17 protein-coding genes and 1 pseudogene are annotated in these 16023 nt (G+C 73.7%); 12 read left to right on the top strand and 6 right to left on the bottom strand.

Annotated features, from left to right (window positions below; genetic code table 11):
- Positions 1 to 380: 380 nt before the first annotated feature.
- Positions 381 to 947 (bottom strand): MepB family protein, encoded by a 567-nt coding sequence (locus AB0P06_RS31995; protein ID WP_363613569.1) that lies wholly within the window; start codon positions 945 to 947, stop codon positions 381 to 383.
- 203 nt (positions 948 to 1150) lie between these two features.
- Here AB0P06_RS31995 and AB0P06_RS32000 point away from each other — a divergent pair, with 203 nt between their 5' ends.
- The 8 genes from AB0P06_RS32000 to AB0P06_RS32035 all read left to right on the top strand — a co-directional run bounded on the left by AB0P06_RS32000 (position 1151) and on the right by AB0P06_RS32035 (position 7907).
- On the top strand, positions 1151 to 2164 hold the full coding sequence (locus AB0P06_RS32000) for a hypothetical protein (protein ID WP_363613571.1): 1014 nt from the start codon (positions 1151 to 1153) through the stop codon (positions 2162 to 2164).
- A gap of 116 nt (positions 2165 to 2280) precedes the next feature.
- Positions 2281 to 3048, top strand: a complete 768-nt coding sequence (locus AB0P06_RS32005; RefSeq protein WP_363613573.1) for a hypothetical protein — start codon at positions 2281 to 2283, stop codon at positions 3046 to 3048.
- A 179-nt stretch (positions 3049 to 3227) separates the two neighbouring features.
- Positions 3228 to 3509: a hypothetical protein gene (locus tag AB0P06_RS32010; RefSeq protein WP_363613575.1), complete on the top strand. Its 282-nt coding sequence runs from the start codon at positions 3228 to 3230 to the stop codon at positions 3507 to 3509.
- Positions 3510 to 3600: 91 nt separating this feature from the next.
- On the top strand, positions 3601 to 4332 hold the full coding sequence (locus tag AB0P06_RS32015) for a tyrosine-protein phosphatase (RefSeq protein WP_363613577.1): 732 nt from the start codon (positions 3601 to 3603) through the stop codon (positions 4330 to 4332).
- A gap of 350 nt (positions 4333 to 4682) precedes the next feature.
- Positions 4683 to 5084, top strand: coding sequence for a hypothetical protein (locus AB0P06_RS32020; protein WP_363613579.1), 402 nt, complete (start codon positions 4683 to 4685; stop codon positions 5082 to 5084).
- Positions 5085 to 5260: 176 nt separating this feature from the next.
- Positions 5261 to 6007 (top strand): ATP-binding cassette domain-containing protein, encoded by a 747-nt coding sequence (locus AB0P06_RS32025; protein ID WP_363613581.1) that lies wholly within the window; start codon positions 5261 to 5263, stop codon positions 6005 to 6007.
- A 2-nt stretch (positions 6008 to 6009) separates the two neighbouring features.
- Entirely contained in the window at positions 6010 to 7308 is a 1299-nt protein-coding gene (locus tag AB0P06_RS32030) for a hypothetical protein (RefSeq protein WP_363613583.1), read from the top strand.
- Positions 7305 to 7907, top strand: coding sequence for a hypothetical protein (locus tag AB0P06_RS32035; protein WP_363613585.1), 603 nt, complete (start codon positions 7305 to 7307; stop codon positions 7905 to 7907). The genes AB0P06_RS32030 and AB0P06_RS32035 overlap by 4 nt, the downstream gene beginning before the upstream one ends.
- Positions 7908 to 7981: 74 nt before the next feature.
- Here AB0P06_RS32035 and AB0P06_RS32040 read toward each other — a convergent pair whose 3' ends face one another.
- Both AB0P06_RS32040 and AB0P06_RS32045 read right to left on the bottom strand, forming a co-directional pair.
- Entirely contained in the window at positions 7982 to 8584 is a 603-nt protein-coding gene (locus AB0P06_RS32040) for a DUF4240 domain-containing protein (RefSeq protein ID WP_363613587.1), read from the bottom strand.
- 71 nt (positions 8585 to 8655) lie between these two features.
- A complete protein-coding gene (locus tag AB0P06_RS32045) occupies positions 8656 to 9546 on the bottom strand; it encodes a pentapeptide repeat-containing protein (RefSeq protein ID WP_363613629.1) in 891 nt (296 codons plus the stop codon).
- A 267-nt stretch (positions 9547 to 9813) separates the two neighbouring features.
- Between AB0P06_RS32045 and AB0P06_RS32050 the strand changes: the two genes are divergently transcribed.
- Positions 9814 to 11439: a DUF2079 domain-containing protein gene (locus AB0P06_RS32050; RefSeq protein WP_363613589.1), complete on the top strand. Its 1626-nt coding sequence runs from the start codon at positions 9814 to 9816 to the stop codon at positions 11437 to 11439.
- Between the two features lie 85 nt (positions 11440 to 11524).
- Positions 11525 to 12271, top strand: coding sequence for a hypothetical protein (locus AB0P06_RS32055; protein WP_363613591.1), 747 nt, complete (start codon positions 11525 to 11527; stop codon positions 12269 to 12271).
- A gap of 9 nt (positions 12272 to 12280) precedes the next feature.
- Here AB0P06_RS32055 and AB0P06_RS32060 read toward each other — a convergent pair whose 3' ends face one another.
- From AB0P06_RS32060 to AB0P06_RS32070, 3 genes and pseudogenes are all read right to left on the bottom strand, one after another.
- Entirely contained in the window at positions 12281 to 13135 is an 855-nt protein-coding gene (locus tag AB0P06_RS32060; protein WP_363613593.1) for an SGNH/GDSL hydrolase family protein, read from the bottom strand.
- Between the two features lie 272 nt (positions 13136 to 13407).
- Positions 13408 to 13860: a DUF3291 domain-containing protein gene (locus AB0P06_RS32065; RefSeq protein WP_363613595.1), complete on the bottom strand. Its 453-nt coding sequence runs from the start codon at positions 13858 to 13860 to the stop codon at positions 13408 to 13410.
- Between the two features lie 79 nt (positions 13861 to 13939).
- Positions 13940 to 14290 (bottom strand): annotated as a pseudogene (locus tag AB0P06_RS32070) (helix-turn-helix domain-containing protein); the annotation flags it as partial.
- Positions 14291 to 14410: 120 nt separating this feature from the next.
- Here AB0P06_RS32070 and AB0P06_RS32075 point away from each other — a divergent pair.
- Entirely contained in the window at positions 14411 to 15625 is a 1215-nt protein-coding gene (locus tag AB0P06_RS32075) for a pyridoxal phosphate-dependent aminotransferase (protein ID WP_363613597.1), read from the top strand.
- Positions 15626 to 15687: 62 nt separating this feature from the next.
- Positions 15688 to 16020 (top strand): YnfA family protein, encoded by a 333-nt coding sequence (locus AB0P06_RS32080; protein ID WP_363613599.1) that lies wholly within the window; start codon positions 15688 to 15690, stop codon positions 16018 to 16020.
- Positions 16021 to 16023: the final 3 nt, after the last annotated feature.

Consider the following 16023-nt stretch of genomic DNA (forward strand, 5'->3'; position numbering starts at 1 on the left):
GATACGCGCCGACCTCCACCTCGGCCTGCTCCAACTCGCCTGCAGCATCATCTGCCTGCGAAAGCTCCGAACCTCATTCTGAAACGATCAGTTAGAAGCATGGCAGTTTCCCCGGAGCCAGTGCGCACGCGCGGAACGGCAGGCGGGACACCAGGCCCCGTGTCCTGGGTTCCTAGACGGCTTGCGTGGTTCGGCACCCGGTCGGTGGTGCGGCTCCGCGTGCCGCATCCTCGCAGTGGCGGTCGGTGCGGCGACATCCCACATTCCCGGGATGTTCCCGGGAGAGCTCCTGCGGGACCGGGACGTGCGTGGTCCCCGGCGCGGTGAGGTCGCGCCGGCAGAGTTGGGCGAGGTACGCGTGCGACGCCGGGGTCAGTGGCTCACGGGTGATAGAGCGCCCGGGCGCGGGCTGCGTCGATCGGCCCGTCCTCGCCGATGGGCAGGAAGTGGTTCAGCTGCCAGGTCTGCGTACCGCGGGCCTGGCGGTTCGTCGTGGTGACCCACGGCGGGTAGACGCGGACCCCCCGCTTCCCGCCCGTGCCGTTCCTCGCGACGATGTCCCGCTCGCAGAGCACCTCACGGGGGAAGACGAACTGTCCGAAGTCCCGGCCGTCACGGGTACTGATGACGAAGAGGTCATCGGCGTCCTCGGCGTCGAAGGGCTGGATCGGGCCGTCGCCGGACCTCTTCCACACCGTGACGAACTGGCCGACCTTGGTCGGGGTCGTCCTGGCCGCGCGGAACCTGACGGAGTAGCCGTCCAGGACGAAGCCGAACGCCCCGTAATCGGCGCTTTCGGCCTCGGCCACCGGCCGTGAGCACCTGAACCCGTTCGGGTCGTACACCAGCGCCTTCGCCGCGAGAAGGTCCTCATGGACCACGTCTCCGGCGGACCACGGCTCGGAGTCCGCGTCGGGGTGCGAGGAATTCCCATAGTCCGTCGTCATTTGTCCATTCTGCCATCGCCCCGGCCGCCGGGAGTTCCGGCGAACCAGCCGCCCCCCACTCGACCGGGCGGACGTGCCGCGGACCCTGAACTCGCGGGGCCGGGGCGGGCCGAGTGACCATCACGGCCCCGGGGTACAAGTTCACAAGCGGCCCACCGCACCAGGCAGAGCGGTGGCCGGGGGTGAAGGGCGGCGATGCGCGGATGACGGCAGGCAGCGCGGAGGAAGCCGGGACCGCCACAGCCGCAGGGCGGGCCGGCGCGGCAACGACACAGGTCCTCCGGGCCGGCGCGGGAGGTCTCACCGCCTGGACCGCCGCACAGATCACCGGCGGCGTCGAACTGAACGGACCGGCGGGGCGGCAGGCGGCGGTCGCGCTGGTCTTCCTCGTACTGTCCCGACTCCCCATCCGGGCAGGCCGATTGGCGAAGCGACTGCTGAGGCGCGTCCGGTGGAGCGAGGGTGCCGCTGCGGCCGTCTCCTGTATCGCCGCCCTGGGCATGCTGATCGGCGCGGTGACACTGGGGCCCGTGCAGTGGTGGCTGACGGAAGTCCTCTGCGACCACCTCGGCCTCCCCCTGCACATCTCCGGCTTCTGGCCGTTCGTGGTGGCCCCCCTGGTCGATCTCCTCCTGTCGGTGGCCCTGGCGATGCCGGGCGCGTGCCTCACCCGCAAGGGGCGGGCCACCGGGTCCGTGGGCCGGTTCACGCGCCTGGTCGCGTGCTTCTGGGCGCTGTGGCTCCTGACGTCGGGGCTCGGCATCGGCCGTCTCGGTGCCGACGAGTGGTGGCGGTCGACGGCGACCATGGCGGCGCTGGCCGTCCTCCTCCTCGCCCTGGCCGGCCTCGGCGCCACGGTGTACAGCGACTTCGGCTGGCCGCACCTGCGCTCGCTCCTGCTCGCGGGCCTGCCCTTCGTCGCCGCCTTCGGCGTCTGCGCCATCGCGCTGACGCTCTGGCTGCTGTCCTGGTTGAGCACGGCCATGCGACCCACCCTCGGCATCGAGGGCTTCGGCACCTTCCTGTGGGCCGGCCTGATCACGACGGCGGTGCTGTGGGCGGCGAATCTGCCGTCCTTCCTGCACGGACTGCGCCGTCGGCGCCACAACTCGCCCACCGGGGACGGCGGGTACGGTCCGGCCCGGCCACCGGCGGTGTGGGCGAACGGGTTCGGCTATGTCTGGATGACGGCGGACGAGACCGCCGGCCGGTCCTGACACACCGGCCCGCGCCCGGCCGCCCACGACACCTGCACCGCCCCCGCACGGGCCGTTGCCGGCCAGTGCGGCCGATCGCCTCCCTCCGGGCCCGCCGGGACGGTACGGTGCGAGCCATGCAGACGACCGAACGCCGTTTGATTCCAGTGGTGTTGGCCGCCGGAGCGCTTCTCCTGGCGGCCTGCTCGGCGGGCGGCTCCGCCTCGTCGTCCAGCACCACCGCCCCCGCGGACGATCCGGCCTCGGACCACCCGGACCTGAACGCCCGGCACATCGCGCAGATCCTGCAGTCCGGTTACGTGCCCGGGCTGGCCGGCCTGCACGGCGCGGGCATCGACTACACCTCCCGGACAAAGCCGGTGCAAGTGTCGCCGTGCCGTCTGGAGGTGCCGGAGAAGAGCGGCAGCCTCACCCCGACCGGAGGCGGTCAGACCGGTCGGCCGACCGTGGGCCTGGGCGTGCGCTACTCGGCGCTGATCCGCGAATACACGAACGGCCTCCAGGTGCGGGCGTACCTGCTGCCGCCGAAGCCGGACGCCCAGAAGGTGTTCGCCGAGCTGGCGGCGGCCGCCCGGGCCTGCGAGACCCGTACCGTCACGGCCTCCGGGGCCAAGGACACTCCGGTCGGGACCACCGCCCGCCCCACCCTGGGCGAAGGGGGCGAAGGACTCGCGGTGACCAGCACGGCCGACCTGACCACGGCCGGCGCCTCCACGCCGACCTACACCCAGGTCATCCGGTACGGCATCAACGGCCGGATCCTGGTCGAGGCCCTGGAGGTCTCACGACCGTGGAACACCGTCTACGGTGAGGCCGACGCCGGGGAGGACACCGACACGGCCATGAAGGCGATCCTGCCGAGCTTCAAGGGCCTGCCCGAGTGACACCGCGGCCACACGGCGCGGGGGCGCCCCCGCGCCGTGTGGCCGTCCGGGTGACCTTGCCCCCCGGACGCCCGTCTCCGGTGGCAGTGCGTGAGCGCGCGTGTGTTGATGGTGAAGGGCCGCTTCGTCACGGCGGCCGACCGAACCATCACCTTCAATGCCTGGAAGGGCTTTTCCTCATGCGCACTGTGCACCGCGTCCTGGCCGTCTCCGCCATCGCGCTCCCGCTGGTCATCGGCGGGGCGACCATCGCCTCGGCTCACGACGGTTCCCCCGTCCCCAACGCCAACTTCGACCAGGGCGCGTTCGCCGTCGGCCCGAACGGCAGCGCCGCCCAGCTCACCGACGTCGACTTCGGCCCCGGCGGTGCCTCCTTCCTCAGCGCCGCCCTGGCGATCGGCGCCAACGGCGTCGGCGGCAACTTCACCGAGACCGGCATCAGCCCCGGCCACGTGGGCTGACCCGGCCCGCCCCCGGCTGCCCCGGACCACCACCCGGTCCGGGGCAGCCGCATGCCGCCCGGCGGCCACGGCGACGCCCTAGAGTGCGCGCATGACACGACACATCGTCTTCGACCAGTTGCACAACTTCCGTGACCTGGGCGGCTACTCCGCCTCCGACGGCCGGTCGGTCCGCTGGGGGCGCCTCTACCGCGCCGACTCGCTCGGCCGGCTCGGCTCGCCCGCCGATCTCGAACGGTTCCGGGCGCTCGGCGTCCGCACCGTCATCGACCTCCGCTACCCGTGGGAGACGGCCCGCACGGGCCGCGTGCCGGAGCTGGACGGCCTGAGCTACCACAACCTCTCCATCGAGCACCGCCCGTACGACCAGGCCGAGATCGACCCGGCCCTCGATCCCTGGCGCTATCTCGCCGACCGCTTCGCCGAGGTCGCCGAGGACGGGGTGGCGGAGATCCGCCGGGTGCTGGAACTGATCGCCGGCGCCGACGAACCGCTGGTCTTCCACTGCGCCTCCGGCAAGGACCGCACCGGCCTGATCGCCGCGCTGGTCCTCTCCCTCCTCGGCGTCTCCGAGGACGACATAGCCGCCGACTTCGCGCTCACCGAACTCGCCACGCCCCGGCTGGTCGCGCGGTGGCACGCCGCCAACCCCGGCCGCGAGCTCCGCTGGCCCGGGTTCGGGCGCGCCCCCGAGACCGTGATCCGGCTGGCTCTCGCCGACCTCGCCGCCGCGCACGGCTCCGTCCACGCCTATGTCACCGACACACTCGGCCTCGGTGACGACCTGATCGGCGAGCTGCGCGCCCGGCTGCTGACCGGATAGCCGACCGGGGGTCGGGAACCAGCCAGACCGGCGCTCGGCGCCCAGCTCGAACGGACACAAACAGTCAGCCATTTCGATCAAACAGCGACATTTTCCGACCCGCCATGCTGCAATCAATCGAACACGCTAAATCTGCGATCATTTTCGTCCGCCCTCTTGCGCGCGAACGATCCTGCGGCAAGGCCTGCCGAATGGCCGAAATAAATGGTGCTCCCCGCCGGTTCGTGCACGCTAATGTCTTCCCCGGCGGGGGGATCGTCCGACCGGGGTGAGCTCGGTAGTCGAACCGCCGGTCATTTCTTTTTGCCTGCATGGCGCCCGCACGGCGTCACCGAAAAGATCGGACGAATATGCACGCAAAGAATCGCAAGCTCGTTCGCGGCATTCTGGTGGCCGCCGCGATGCTCGGGTTCGCGGGGGCCACGCCGGCCCTGGCGGAGGGTTCCTGGACGTCCCACATCAGCAACTGGGGGCCCGGCTCGGAGTCCCGCCGCTGGGGGGACAGCGACCGGGACGACACCGTCACCACCGTGGCGTTCCAGGGCTGCACCACCGACAACAACGACTTCAAGAACGCCGATCTCCAGCTGTACAAGGACGTCTTCGGCCCCGACAAGGCCTACGGCTACCGGCTGAACCACTGCGATCTGTCCGCCTGGGGGGACCAGAGCGCCGGCGACTACTACTTCGCACTGGAGGGGGTGCGCTCCGGCGGCAAGCTCTGGGTGGATTCGGTGAGCGTCCGGTACTGACCCCGGCCACCGCCCGCCACGGGCGTCCGGGGTGTTCCGGCGGAAGCCCCCTCCCGCCGGAACACCCCGGACGCTCCCCGCTCCTCCGCTCTCCCCTCACGGATCCCGGCTCCGGACCCCGAACCCCGGATCCCGGACCCGCCACCTCACCGAGCGAAATGCGTCGAGCCCCCGCCATGACCCTTGAATTCCACCGCGTCGACTTCCAGTACACCCAGAAGGCCCAGTTGTTCACCGGCCTCGCCTTACGGATCGACAATCCGGCCACGGTCCTGCTCGGGCCGAACGGCGCCGGAAAGTCCACTCTCATGGCCCTGGCCGCCACCCAGCTGACGCCGGGCCACGGCTCGGTCTCCTGGCGCGGCCGGACCGCCACCGGGCGCGGCGAACTGGCCGCCTACCGGCGGGCGGTGGCCTGGCTGCCGCAACAGGTGACCCCGGTGCCCGGGCTCAGCGTGCGCGAGCAGGTCGCGTACTCCGGCTGGCTCAAGGGCATGTCGCGCGGGGCCGCCTGGCACGCCTCGGCGGGCGCGCTGGAGCGGGTCGGGCTCGCCCAGCTCGCCGACCGCGGCGGTCACCAGTTGTCCGGCGGCCAGCTGCGCCGGATGGGCATCGCGGGGTGCCTGGCCCACCACAGCGAACTGATCCTGATGGACGAGCCGACCGCCGGGCTCGACCCGGCCCAGCGCGGGATGTTCCGCAGCCTGGTCGAGGACCTGGCCGACGAGGTCCATGTGATCGTCTCCACCCACCAGACCGAGGACCTCGCCGACACCTACCGGCACGTGGTGGTGCTGGACCAGGGTGAAGTCCGCTTCCAGGGCGGCACCGAGGAGTTCCACGCGCTCGCCGCCGGGGCGAGCGGTTCGCCGCGCGAGCGGGCCGAGGCCGCGTACACGCGGCTGGTCGAACGGGAGGCCTGACCATGCTGCTGCGCACCGTTCTGCGCACCTCCGCCGCCACCCGCGCGCTGCCGTTCCTCGTCGGCTTCGTCCTGGTCGCCCTCGGCGACGACCTCACCGCCTGGGTCACCCCGGCCTACGGACTCTCCGCCGCCGGGCACGCGACCTTCGCCCTGCCCTTCGTCTGCGCGGCCTGCGCGGCCGCGGGCGCCTGGGAGGCGGGCCGGCTGCACCGGGGGCGGGTCTTCGACCACTCGCCGGTGCGGTCCCCCCTGACCATCACCGCGCCCGTCCTGCTGCCGGTGGCCGTGATGGGCGCGCTCGGCATGGCCGCCGCGCTCGGCAGCACGGCGCTGGCCGGCGGCACGGCCTCCGGGGTGCCGCAGCCCGGCGTCCTCGCGGTCTGGGCCGGGCTGCTCGTCGCGAACACCCTGGTCGGGTCGATCGTCGGGCGGGTCCTGGCGTCCGTCCTCGCCGTGCCGCTCGCGCTGATCAGCAGCTTCGTCCTGAACGCCTATCCGGCCTCCTTCGACGAGTTCTGGCTGCGACACCTGGTCGGCGGCGGCCTCTCCGACTGCTGCTCGGTGGATCAGGTCCTGGACGAACGTGCCGTGTTGAGCGCGCTGGCGTTCTCCGGCGCGGTGTCCGCGGCGGCCGTCCTGGTGATCCGCCGGCGCGGTGCCCCGATCGCGCTCGCCACCGGGCTGGCGGTGACGGCCGGCGGGATCGGCCTCGCCGCGCACCTGGCCCAGGACCTCGGCCCGACGCCCGTCCTCGCCCGGCCCGCCAGTGCGCTGGTCTGTGACGGCGAACGGCCGAGGATCTGCCTCTGGCCCGAACTGGGCGGGGCCCGCTCGGGCGCGGTCCGCGAGGAGGCCCGACGGGTCGTCACCACCCTGGCCTCCGGGGGCGTACCGGTGCCTGGCGTGCTCACCATGGCGGCCCAACCAGGCCCTGGCGAGGCCAAGTTCGGCATCCCGACCACCGCCAGGGCGGCGGACGTGATGCCGGGCGTGGTCGGCGGGCTGGTCCCCCGCGTCCCCGCGTGCGCCCTGCACGGGGACTCGTACCCGGCCGGCGTGGCCGCCGGACCGGTGACCGCCTGGCTCACCGCGAAGGCGGCACCCGGCAGCGCGCCGCACCCCGCGGGCGGACGGTTCGGGGAGGCGGACGTGGCCCTCGCCGAACAGGTACTGCGGCTCCCTCCGGAGGCCCAACTCGACTGGTACCAACGGAATGCGGAAGCCATGCGCCGCTGCGACGCGCCACCCGCGCTGACCCCGCCCGCACCGGCCGCGCTCGCCGACGGCGGTGACCGGTGATCTGGTGGAGCAAGGCCCGCTCGGTGCCGGCCATCGCCGCCGCACTGGCCGGGACGTTCGCGGTGGGCCTGCTCATCGGCGACGGCGAGCTGCCGGTGCCCGCGCTGCGCGGCCAGGCCGGGCACTTCCTGGTCGCGCACCTCGTCACCCTGTTCCCGGCGGTCTACCTGCTGCACGGGCTAGGCCGGGGCGACCTGCGGACGGAGGCGGTGGCCGGACGGTTCCTGCGCGGGCTGGACACCGGGCTCGCCCTCGCGGTCGCGGCCGTCGGCGCACTGGCGGGCGTGCTCGTCTGCGCGGCCGGACAGGGCGACCTCGCACTCGTCCTCGGCCGCAACATCGCCGGGTACACCGGTCTGGCGCTGCTGCTGCACCCGCTGATCGGCCACCGCCCGGCCGCCGCGGCCGTCGCCGTCGTCCCGCTGCTCTGCTCCGCCGCGGGCTGGCGCCGGGGCGGCGGACCGCAGCCCTGGGCCTGGCCGCTCCACCCCGGGGACTCCCCGCAGGCGCTCACCCTGGTGGCGCTCACCCTGCTCGCGGGCGCGGCCTGCGCCCTGCTGCGCCGCCGCCCGGCGGTGGAACTGCGCGTCCTCGCCTGAGCAGGCCCCCTACCCCGGAATGGGAAGTCGACGGGGCCGACTTCCCATTCCGGTCCTCCCGCCGGGCCCCGGGGTCAGCGCCCGGGCCAGCCCTCCCGGTTCGAGCAGGACTCGTAGTCGTAGCGGGTCGGGCGGTCCCACTCCGCCCCGGTCACCAGCTCGAACGCCTCCTCGTGCACGTACAGCAGCGACTCGCACGAGCTCGCGGTGAACGGCGCGAACCGCTCGGGATGGCCGAGGACGTCCTCGTACACCTCTCGGCCGGCGGCCACCACGGCGGCCCGCGCGTACAGGAAGCCGTCGTCCGACTGGGGGAACGGCGAGCCGTCGGGCAGCTCCATCCCGAGCACGGGCAGCCTGCCGAAGTCCTCCCGGTCCAGCCGGTACAGGGCCTCGGCGAGCCGCTCGCCGAAGCCGATGATCTCCTCCAGCGGCCGCTCTGCCAGGACTTCGGTCAGCCGGGCGCAGGCGTCATCGAAACCCTGGCAGTCCGCGGTCCCGGCCGCGCCGCCGAGCCCGTCGATCAGCTGCCAGAACCGCTCCCAGGGCATCGCCGGCTGATCGGGCGCTCCTCCGCCCGCCACCCGCACGGCCTCGTCGTCGAACCGCATCGCCCGCTCCTTGTCCGCCGTCGCCCCCTGCGCGAACAGCATCCCCGACGGCACGGACAACGGCACGGGCAGCAGCACCCGCCCCCGGCAGTGACTCAGCCGCAGTCGCTCAACGACAGTCCCTCAACGGCGGTCGCTCAGCGGCGGCGCGGCCTGCCGGTGCGCCCGGCCGGACGGCCGCTCTGGGGCTTGCCGGGCCGGCTGCGCTCGGCCGCCGGGGCGGCCCCGGCAGCCGTGTCCGGCCAGTGGGCGGGCCGGGTGAGGGCGGACGGAAGCCGGGTGGAGGCGTCGCCGCGCGCCGCGTTGAGCTGGGCCTGGGTGAGGAAGAGGGCCTCGGTGAGGTCGGCACCCGCCAGGTTGGCGTCCCGCAGGTCGGCCCCGATCAGATCCGCGAGCCGCAGGTCCGCACCGCCGAGGTCGGCGGCGACGAGCAGGGCGCCGCGCAGGTTGGCGCCCCGCAGGTCCGCGCCGCGCAGGCGGGCGCCGAACAGGTCGGCCCCCCGGTGCTCACGGCGGCGCGGGACGGCGGCCCGGACGAGTTCGCCGGCCCGCAGCAGCAGCTCGCTCACCCGCTGCCGGTGGGCCGGCACGTCCACCGCGAGGATCTCGGCCGGGCTGCCCTGGGCGAGCCGGTCGGTCTCCTCCAGCACCCGGCGCAGCTCGGCGTGCACGGGTCGGGCGGGGGCGAAGGTCAGCGCCTCGGTGAGGTACCAGAGCAGCTCGTGCAGCTGCCGCACCACCGGGAACACGTCGAACATCCCCTGCGCGTCCTCCGGCGCCTCGCGCCAGCTCCGGCCGCCGAAGGTCACCTGGGAGACGCGCTGACCGGCTCCGAAGCAGTCGTACACCGTGCAGCCCTGGAAGCCGCGGTCCCGCAGCTGGACGTGGATGCCGCAGCTGAAGTCGGTCCGCAGATTGCGGCACGGGGTGCCGGCGGCCTTGTTGACCGCGAAGTCGGTGGAGGCCGCGAAGGGCAGCGCCACGCAGCACAGCCCGAAGCAGCTCCCGCAGTCCGCCGCCAGGGCCACGCCCGGGCTCGCGCCGGTGCCACCGCTCGTGCCAGTGCTCGTGCTGTCGGTCACCTGTGAGTCCTCCGTACTGCGGCGCCCGGCCGGCCCGGGTCCGCAGTAGAGCGTACCGATGTGGAGCGTGCCGATCCCGCTCGCGGGCCCTGGGCGGCCGGGGCCGCGGGGGCGGCCGGGAACCGGCGGAGTCCCGGCCGTAGTCCGTTAGTGTGGTCGGCCGGTGTCGGTTCGGTCCGCCGATCCCGCCCCGGACGCAGGAGGAGAGCAGGAATGTCCCGGCACGACGTCACGGCACACCCGGACGCCGAGGGCACCAGGGACGACCCGCCCGCCGCGCCCGTGACGGCCTCGGCCCCGCGCCTCTCGGCGCGCACCCGCACCCTCGGGTTCACCCTGCTCTGCTTCGCCGTCTGCCTCGCCATCGGCGCGCAGCAGTGGACCACCGCCCAGCTGGGCGGCTTCGACCTCGGCATCTTCGACCAGGGTGTGCGCGGCTACGCGAACCTCGGCCTGCCGGTGTCGACGCTGAAGAGCTTCCACCACGAGTTCCCCCTGGGCTTCTCCCTCCTCGGCGACCACTTCTCCCCCGTGATCGCGCTGATGGCGCCGCTCTACTGGATCTGGGACGACCCGCGCTCGCTGCTGATCGGCCAGGCGCTGCTCTTCGCGGCCGGCGTCCCGCTGATCCGCCGGGTCGCCGACCACTGCTTCGCGGACGCCGACCCGCGCACCGCCCGCCGCGCCGCCGACCTGGCGGCGCTGGCGTACGGGCTGGGCTGGCCGCTGCTGGTGGCCTCGCGCGGCGGCTTCCACGAGGTGGCCTTCGCGGTGCCGCTGACCCTGCTGATGCTGGAGCGCGGCCTGGCCCGCCGGTACGGCACGGCCGCACTGGCCGCCCTGCTGCTCTGCTGCACCAAGGAGGACCTCGGACTGGCGGTCGGCGCCTACGGGCTGGTGCTGATCCTGCGCGGCCGCCGGGACGAGGACACCGCGCGGCGCCGGCGGACGGTCCGCTGGGGTGCCGGTTTCCTGCTCGGCGGGCCGCTCGCCTCGGTGGTCGCGATCGCCTGGCTGGTGCCCGCGATGGGCGGGGTGCCGGGCTACTACTGGAACTACGATTCGCTCGGCGAGGACGGCGGCTCGGCCGTCTCCCATGTGCTGTCCAACCCGACGATCCTCGTCTCGTCGATGTTCGACGCGCCGCTGAAGCCGCTGCTGCTGCTCTGGCTCTTCGGCACGCTGTTCGCCCTGCCGCTGCGCTCCGCGACGGTGCTGTGCGCGGTGCCGCTGCTGGCGGAGCGGGTGCTCTCCAGCAACCCCAACCACTGGTCGATCGCCCGGCACTACGACGCGTTCCTCTGGCCGATCCTGCTGGTCGCGGCGCTGGAGGTACTGGGCCGCTGCCACGGCAGCGTGCGCACCCGGCGGCTCGGAGTGGCGGCCGCCGCCGTGACGGTCGCGGCCGCGCTGCCGCTCGGGGTGGCGAACCTGTTCGTCCCCGCCTACTGGCAGCCGAAGCCGAGCGAGGCGGCGCTGATCCGGGGCGCCGCGCAGATCCCGGACGGCGCGACGGTCGAGGCCGACAACCAGGCCGCCCCGCGGCTGACCGCCCGGACCGACGTGGTCCTGGTGGACGGCACCCCGCGCGGCCGGGAGTACGTACTGATCCGCTCCGACAAGCGGGCGTTCCCGTTCAAGACCGACCGCGAGCAGGCCGCCCGGATCGAGCTGCTGCTGGCGCACGGCTACCGGCAGATCTGGGCCGAGGACGGCGTGGTGCTGCTGCACCACGAGAGCACCGAACCGGTCCCGGGCGAGCACGTCCCCGGCCCGGACAGCACCGGCTACCAGGACGAGGTGCCGGGCGACGTCGGCCACAACCTCTTCCGCGGCTGAGCGGCCGGCCCGTTCGGACGTCCGCGTCCTGGGGCCGTCGTCGAACTCCCGCCTGCGCGCCGACCACAGACCCCAGGCTCCGGGCATGGCGATCGAGGTGGGAGCGCGCGGGCTGTACGAGGCCCTGACGGCGTACGAGGGGCCGGAGGCGTACGAGGCGGTCAGCGACCTGCTGCTGCTCTCCTTCCAGCCGCCCGGCGACGGGGTCGATGCCCCGGGCCCGTGGCTCGGGTTCCCGGAGGACGAGTACCTCGGCCTGTTCACCGCGCTCGGCATGACCTCGTTCAAGGGCGGCGGCTTCGACCCGTTCCGGCACGAGATCGGCGAGGTCGAGCAGGCCGACGACCCGGGCACGCCGATCGAGCTCACCGGGGTGGTCCGGCCCGGCCTTCGGCTGGGCCGACTGCTGTTCGGCCGGGCCGGCGTCCGGGTCCGCGCCGGAGTGGAGCACGCCCAGCGCGGCGTCGCCGACCGCCCGCCGCTCTACTGGGCCTTCCGGCGGCGCCACCGGCCGACGGTCGACCTCTCCCACGGGTGGGGCAGCAACTCGCAGTGGTGCACCGACCTCCGCCTCGACTACCGGACCCCGGCCGGCGATCTGCTCAACGTGGCGGAGGACCGCCCGATCGACGGCAGCCCGGACCTCCACCCGGACCACCCGGCGAACCTCAGCCCGGAGGAGCGGCTGCTGACACCCGCCGAACGGCGTGAGCTGCTGCGCCACCGCGGTCTGCTGCGGGCCCCGGAGGCCGCCGCCGCGCCGGCCGGGTCACCCGGCTGGGAGCGGGACCTGATGCCCTTCGGCCGGCGGCTGCCGGATCCCGGGCGGTGACCCTCCGGTTCAGCCCCCGTACGGCTCGGACGACTTGTACGACTCGGACGGCTCGTACGGCAGCAGCTCCGCGCGCTTCGGGGGCCGGCCGTCGCCGGAGGAGCGGCCGGTGAGGCGGCGGCCGATCCAGGGGCCGACGTGGGTGCGCAGCCAGCGGGCGTCGGCGGCCAGCTTCTCGGTGCGGCCGGGCGGGGCGGCGGCCGGCAGCGGGGCGCGCCAGTCGAAGGCGGCGGGGCGGCCGAGGGCCTCCAGCACGCCCTCGGCGACCCGGCGGTGGCCTTCGGGCGAGAGGTGCAGGCGGTCCTCGGCCCAGAGGCGGCGGTCGTCGAAGCAGGGCGCGGCGAACAGGTCGACCACGGCGATGCCCCGGTCCTGGCCCAGCTCGTGCACGAAGGCCTTCATCCGCAGGATGGCGGGGAGCAGCCGGGCGCTGCCGGCCATCCGGCGGGTGGGGTCGGTGCTGGTGAACAGGACCACGGTGGCGCCGGTGGCGCGCAGCGCGGTGGCGGAGCGGCCGAGCAGGTCCTCGACCCGGTCGATGTCGCAGCGCGGCCGCAGGACGTCGTTGAGGCCGCCGGCCAGGGTGACGAGGTCGGCGCGCATCGCGGTGGCGGGGGCCAGCTGCTCGTCGTGGATCTGGCCGATGAGCTTGCCCCGGACGGCGAGGTTGGCGTACCGGAACTCCTCGGCGGGCCGCTCGGCGGCGAGCCGGGCGGCGACGCGGTCGGCCCAGCCCCGGTAGTGGCCGTCGGGCAGCAGGTCGTCGCACATGCCCTCGGTGAAGGAGTCCCCGACCGCGACGTAACTGGCGTACGCGGTGGGCGCGGTGGGCTTGGCGGGCGCGGTGTGGGTGGCGTTCTCCATGACCCGACGATGGTACGCGCGCCCCTCCCGGCGGCTCGCCTCGGCCCGCGCCCTGCCGTCCTGCCGCGCCCCGCCCCTGCCGTGCCCTGCCGTGCCCCGCCGCGCTCCGGATCAACGCCGCCGCGCATCGGGCGCCGATCGCCCGTTTATCGCCGTCCGGCACGGTGTGACACGGACCCCGCCGTGCCGGTCGCGTCCGCGACGGCAGGCCACGGGGGTGCCGGCCGCAGCGCCGCCACCGGCACGGCGGTGCACGCGGGGCGGAGGCGGGGTCACCCCGCCGGTGGGGCGAAGGGCCGACGCATGGTGAAGGCCGCCGGGGTCGGGCCGTCCGCGCGCAGCAGGGTGAGGCGGTGCTGGGCCTCCCGCGGGGTGGGACGGCGGCCGGCCGGGACCCACCAGAGCGCGGTCATCGCCTCGGCGGGCCGGGCGAACCACTCCCGGCGCCGGCGCATCACGGCCCGGTGTTCGGAGTGGTGGACGAAGGCGTCCAGGGCCTCGGGGTCGCGCCAGACCGAGAGGTTGACCAGCAGCCACTCGTCGTCGAAGATCCGGAAGCCGGTCGCGTACCCCTCGTCGCTCTTGAGTCGCCAGACGAAGCCGTCGGCCTCGTCGGCGAGCGCGTTGACGGGCCCGAGGGCGGCGACGAAGCCCGCGAGCAGGGGGCTGTCGATGGGTTCGAGCATCCGGGAGATGTTGACCTGGGCGAGTTCGTGGGACGTCACCGGCAGGACCTTAACCGGCCGGCACCGCGGTGTCCGCCGAATTCCGCTGCGCCGCCCGGTCGTCGGCGGGCGGGGTGACCCAGTGCGCCCGGACGGCGTCGGTCGGCCGCTGCTCGCCGAGCGCGTCGAGGCCCCAGGTGCCGAGCGCGTCGACGACCTGGCGCAGTGCCGCGCCGCGCCCGGTGAGCTCGTAGACGGTGGCGTTGGCGGGTCGTTCGAGCCGACGGCGGGTCACCAGGCCCTCGCCCTCCAGCTGCTTGAGGCGGGCGGCGAGGATGTCGGTGGAGACGCCGGGCAGGTCGGCGTGCAGGTCGGTGTAGCGGCGCGGGCCGGCGAGGAGTTCACGGACGATCAGGAGGCTCCAGCGCTCCCCCACCGCGTCCAGGGCGCGGGCGACGGCGCAGTACTGGTCGTAGCTTCGGCGTGACATGTGGATCAGCATAGCCAAAAGGTTGGACTTTCCAAGTGCTTACTTGGTAGAACAAAGCAACCAGGACGGCGCGCCGGTGGCGCGTACGGCCACGGCGGGTGACGGGTCGGGAGGCCGCAGATGGAGTTTCGGCAGTCCAGCAAGCTGACAGGCGTGTGCTACGAGATCCGGGGCCCGGTGGTCGACCGGGCCAACGCGCTGGAGGAGGCCGGGCACAGCGTGCTGCGGCTGAACACCGGCAACCCGGCCACGTTCGGCTTCGAGGCGCCCGAAGAGATCCTCCAGGACATCATCCGCAACCTGCCCAACGCGCACGGCTACAGCGACTCGCGCGGCATCCTGCCGGCCCGGCGCGCGGTGGTGCAGTACTACCAGCAGCGCGGCGTCGACGGGGTCACCGTCAACGACGTCTACCTCGGCAACGGCGTCTCCGAGCTGATCCAGATGGCCGTCACCGCCCTGGTGGACGACGGCGACGAGGTGCTCGTCCCGATGCCCGACTACCCGCTCTGGACGGCGGTGATCCGGCTCGCCGGCGGCAAGGCGGTGCACTACGCCTGCGACGAGGAGGCGGAGTGGTACCCCGACCTCGACGACATCGCGTCCAGGATCACGGCCCGCACCAAGGCCATCGTCGTCATCAACCCCAACAACCCCACCGGCGCGGTCTATCCGAAGGAGCTGCTGGAGGGCATCCTCGACCTCGCCCGCCGCCATCAGCTGATGGTGCTGGCCGACGAGATCTACGACAAGATCCTCTACGACGGCACCGAGCACCACTGCCTGGCCGCGCTCGCCGACGACGTGCTCACCCTCACCTTCAACGGACTTTCCAAGTCCTACCGGGTGGCGGGCTTCCGCAGCGGCTGGCTGGTCGTCTCCGGGCCGAAGCAGCACGCCTCCGACTACCTGGAGGGCCTGACCATGCTCTCCGGCATGCGGCTCTGCCCCAACGTCCCCGCCCAGTACGCGGTGCAGGCCGCGCTCGGCGGCCACCAGTCCATCAACGACCTGGTGCTGCCCACCGGCCGGCTGGCCGAACAGCGGGACGTCGCGTTCAAGGCGCTGAACGAGATCCCCGGCGTCAGCTGCGTCAAGCCCAAGGGCGCGCTGTACGCCTTCGCCAGGCTCGACCCGGCGGTGCACCGGATCGTCGACGACGAGCAGTTCGTGCTGGACCTGCTGCTCCGCGAGAAGATCCACGTCGTCCAGGGCACCGGCTTCAACTGGCCGCGCCCGGACCACTTCCGCTTCGTCACCCTCCCCCGGGCCGACGACCTGGAGACGGCGATCAACCGGATCGGCCGCTTCCTCACCACGTACCGGCAGGTCTGAGCGGACCGGCCCGGCCGGCGCGGTTCCGGCGGCCCGGGACCGACGACGTAGGCTCGGCGTCCATGACCGTGCTGCGTTCCGTCGCCCTGTTCGCCCTCGCCGCGCTCGCCGAGATCGGTGGCTGCTGGCTGATCTGGCAGAGCGTGCGCGAGGCCCGGCCGTGGTGGCTGGCCGGGGTCGGCGTGGTGGTGCTCGGCGGCTACGGCTTCGTCGCCGCGCTCCAGCCGGACAGCCACTTCGGCCGGGTGCTGGCCGCGTACGGCGGGGTGTTCGTGGCCGGCTCACTGCTCTGGGGCATGGCGGTGGACGGCTTCCGGCCCACCCGCTACGACGTCGCCGGGGCACTGATCTGCCTGGCCGGGGTCGCCGTCATCATGTACGGGCCCCGGCGCTGAGGC

Origin of the sequence: Kitasatospora sp. NPDC088351, from assembly GCF_040685575.1 — a bacterium.
Classification (GTDB): domain Bacteria; phylum Actinomycetota; class Actinomycetes; order Streptomycetales; family Streptomycetaceae; genus Kitasatospora.

What these genes read in the sequence shown, in the direction of transcription:
- AB0P06_RS31995 (WP_363613569.1), bottom strand. Translation starts at nt 947, where the DNA reads ATGACGACGGACTATGGGAATTCCTCGCACCCCGACGCGGACTCCGAG.
- AB0P06_RS32000 (WP_363613571.1), top strand. Translation starts at nt 1,151, where the DNA reads ATGACGGCAGGCAGCGCGGAGGAAGCCGGGACCGCCACAGCCGCAGGG.
- AB0P06_RS32005 (WP_363613573.1), top strand. Translation starts at nt 2,281, where the DNA reads ATGCAGACGACCGAACGCCGTTTGATTCCAGTGGTGTTGGCCGCCGGA.
- AB0P06_RS32010 (WP_363613575.1), top strand. Translation starts at nt 3,228, where the DNA reads ATGCGCACTGTGCACCGCGTCCTGGCCGTCTCCGCCATCGCGCTCCCG.
- AB0P06_RS32015 (WP_363613577.1), top strand. Translation starts at nt 3,601, where the DNA reads ATGACACGACACATCGTCTTCGACCAGTTGCACAACTTCCGTGACCTG.
- AB0P06_RS32020 (WP_363613579.1), top strand. Translation starts at nt 4,683, where the DNA reads ATGCACGCAAAGAATCGCAAGCTCGTTCGCGGCATTCTGGTGGCCGCC.
- AB0P06_RS32025 (WP_363613581.1), top strand. Translation starts at nt 5,261, where the DNA reads ATGACCCTTGAATTCCACCGCGTCGACTTCCAGTACACCCAGAAGGCC.
- AB0P06_RS32030 (WP_363613583.1), top strand. Translation starts at nt 6,010, where the DNA reads ATGCTGCTGCGCACCGTTCTGCGCACCTCCGCCGCCACCCGCGCGCTG.
- AB0P06_RS32050 (WP_363613589.1), top strand. Translation starts at nt 9,814, where the DNA reads ATGTCCCGGCACGACGTCACGGCACACCCGGACGCCGAGGGCACCAGG.
- AB0P06_RS32055 (WP_363613591.1), top strand. Translation starts at nt 11,525, where the DNA reads ATGGCGATCGAGGTGGGAGCGCGCGGGCTGTACGAGGCCCTGACGGCG.
- AB0P06_RS32060 (WP_363613593.1), bottom strand. Translation starts at nt 13,135, where the DNA reads ATGGAGAACGCCACCCACACCGCGCCCGCCAAGCCCACCGCGCCCACC.
- AB0P06_RS32075 (WP_363613597.1), top strand. Translation starts at nt 14,411, where the DNA reads ATGGAGTTTCGGCAGTCCAGCAAGCTGACAGGCGTGTGCTACGAGATC.
- AB0P06_RS32080 (WP_363613599.1), top strand. Translation starts at nt 15,688, where the DNA reads ATGACCGTGCTGCGTTCCGTCGCCCTGTTCGCCCTCGCCGCGCTCGCC.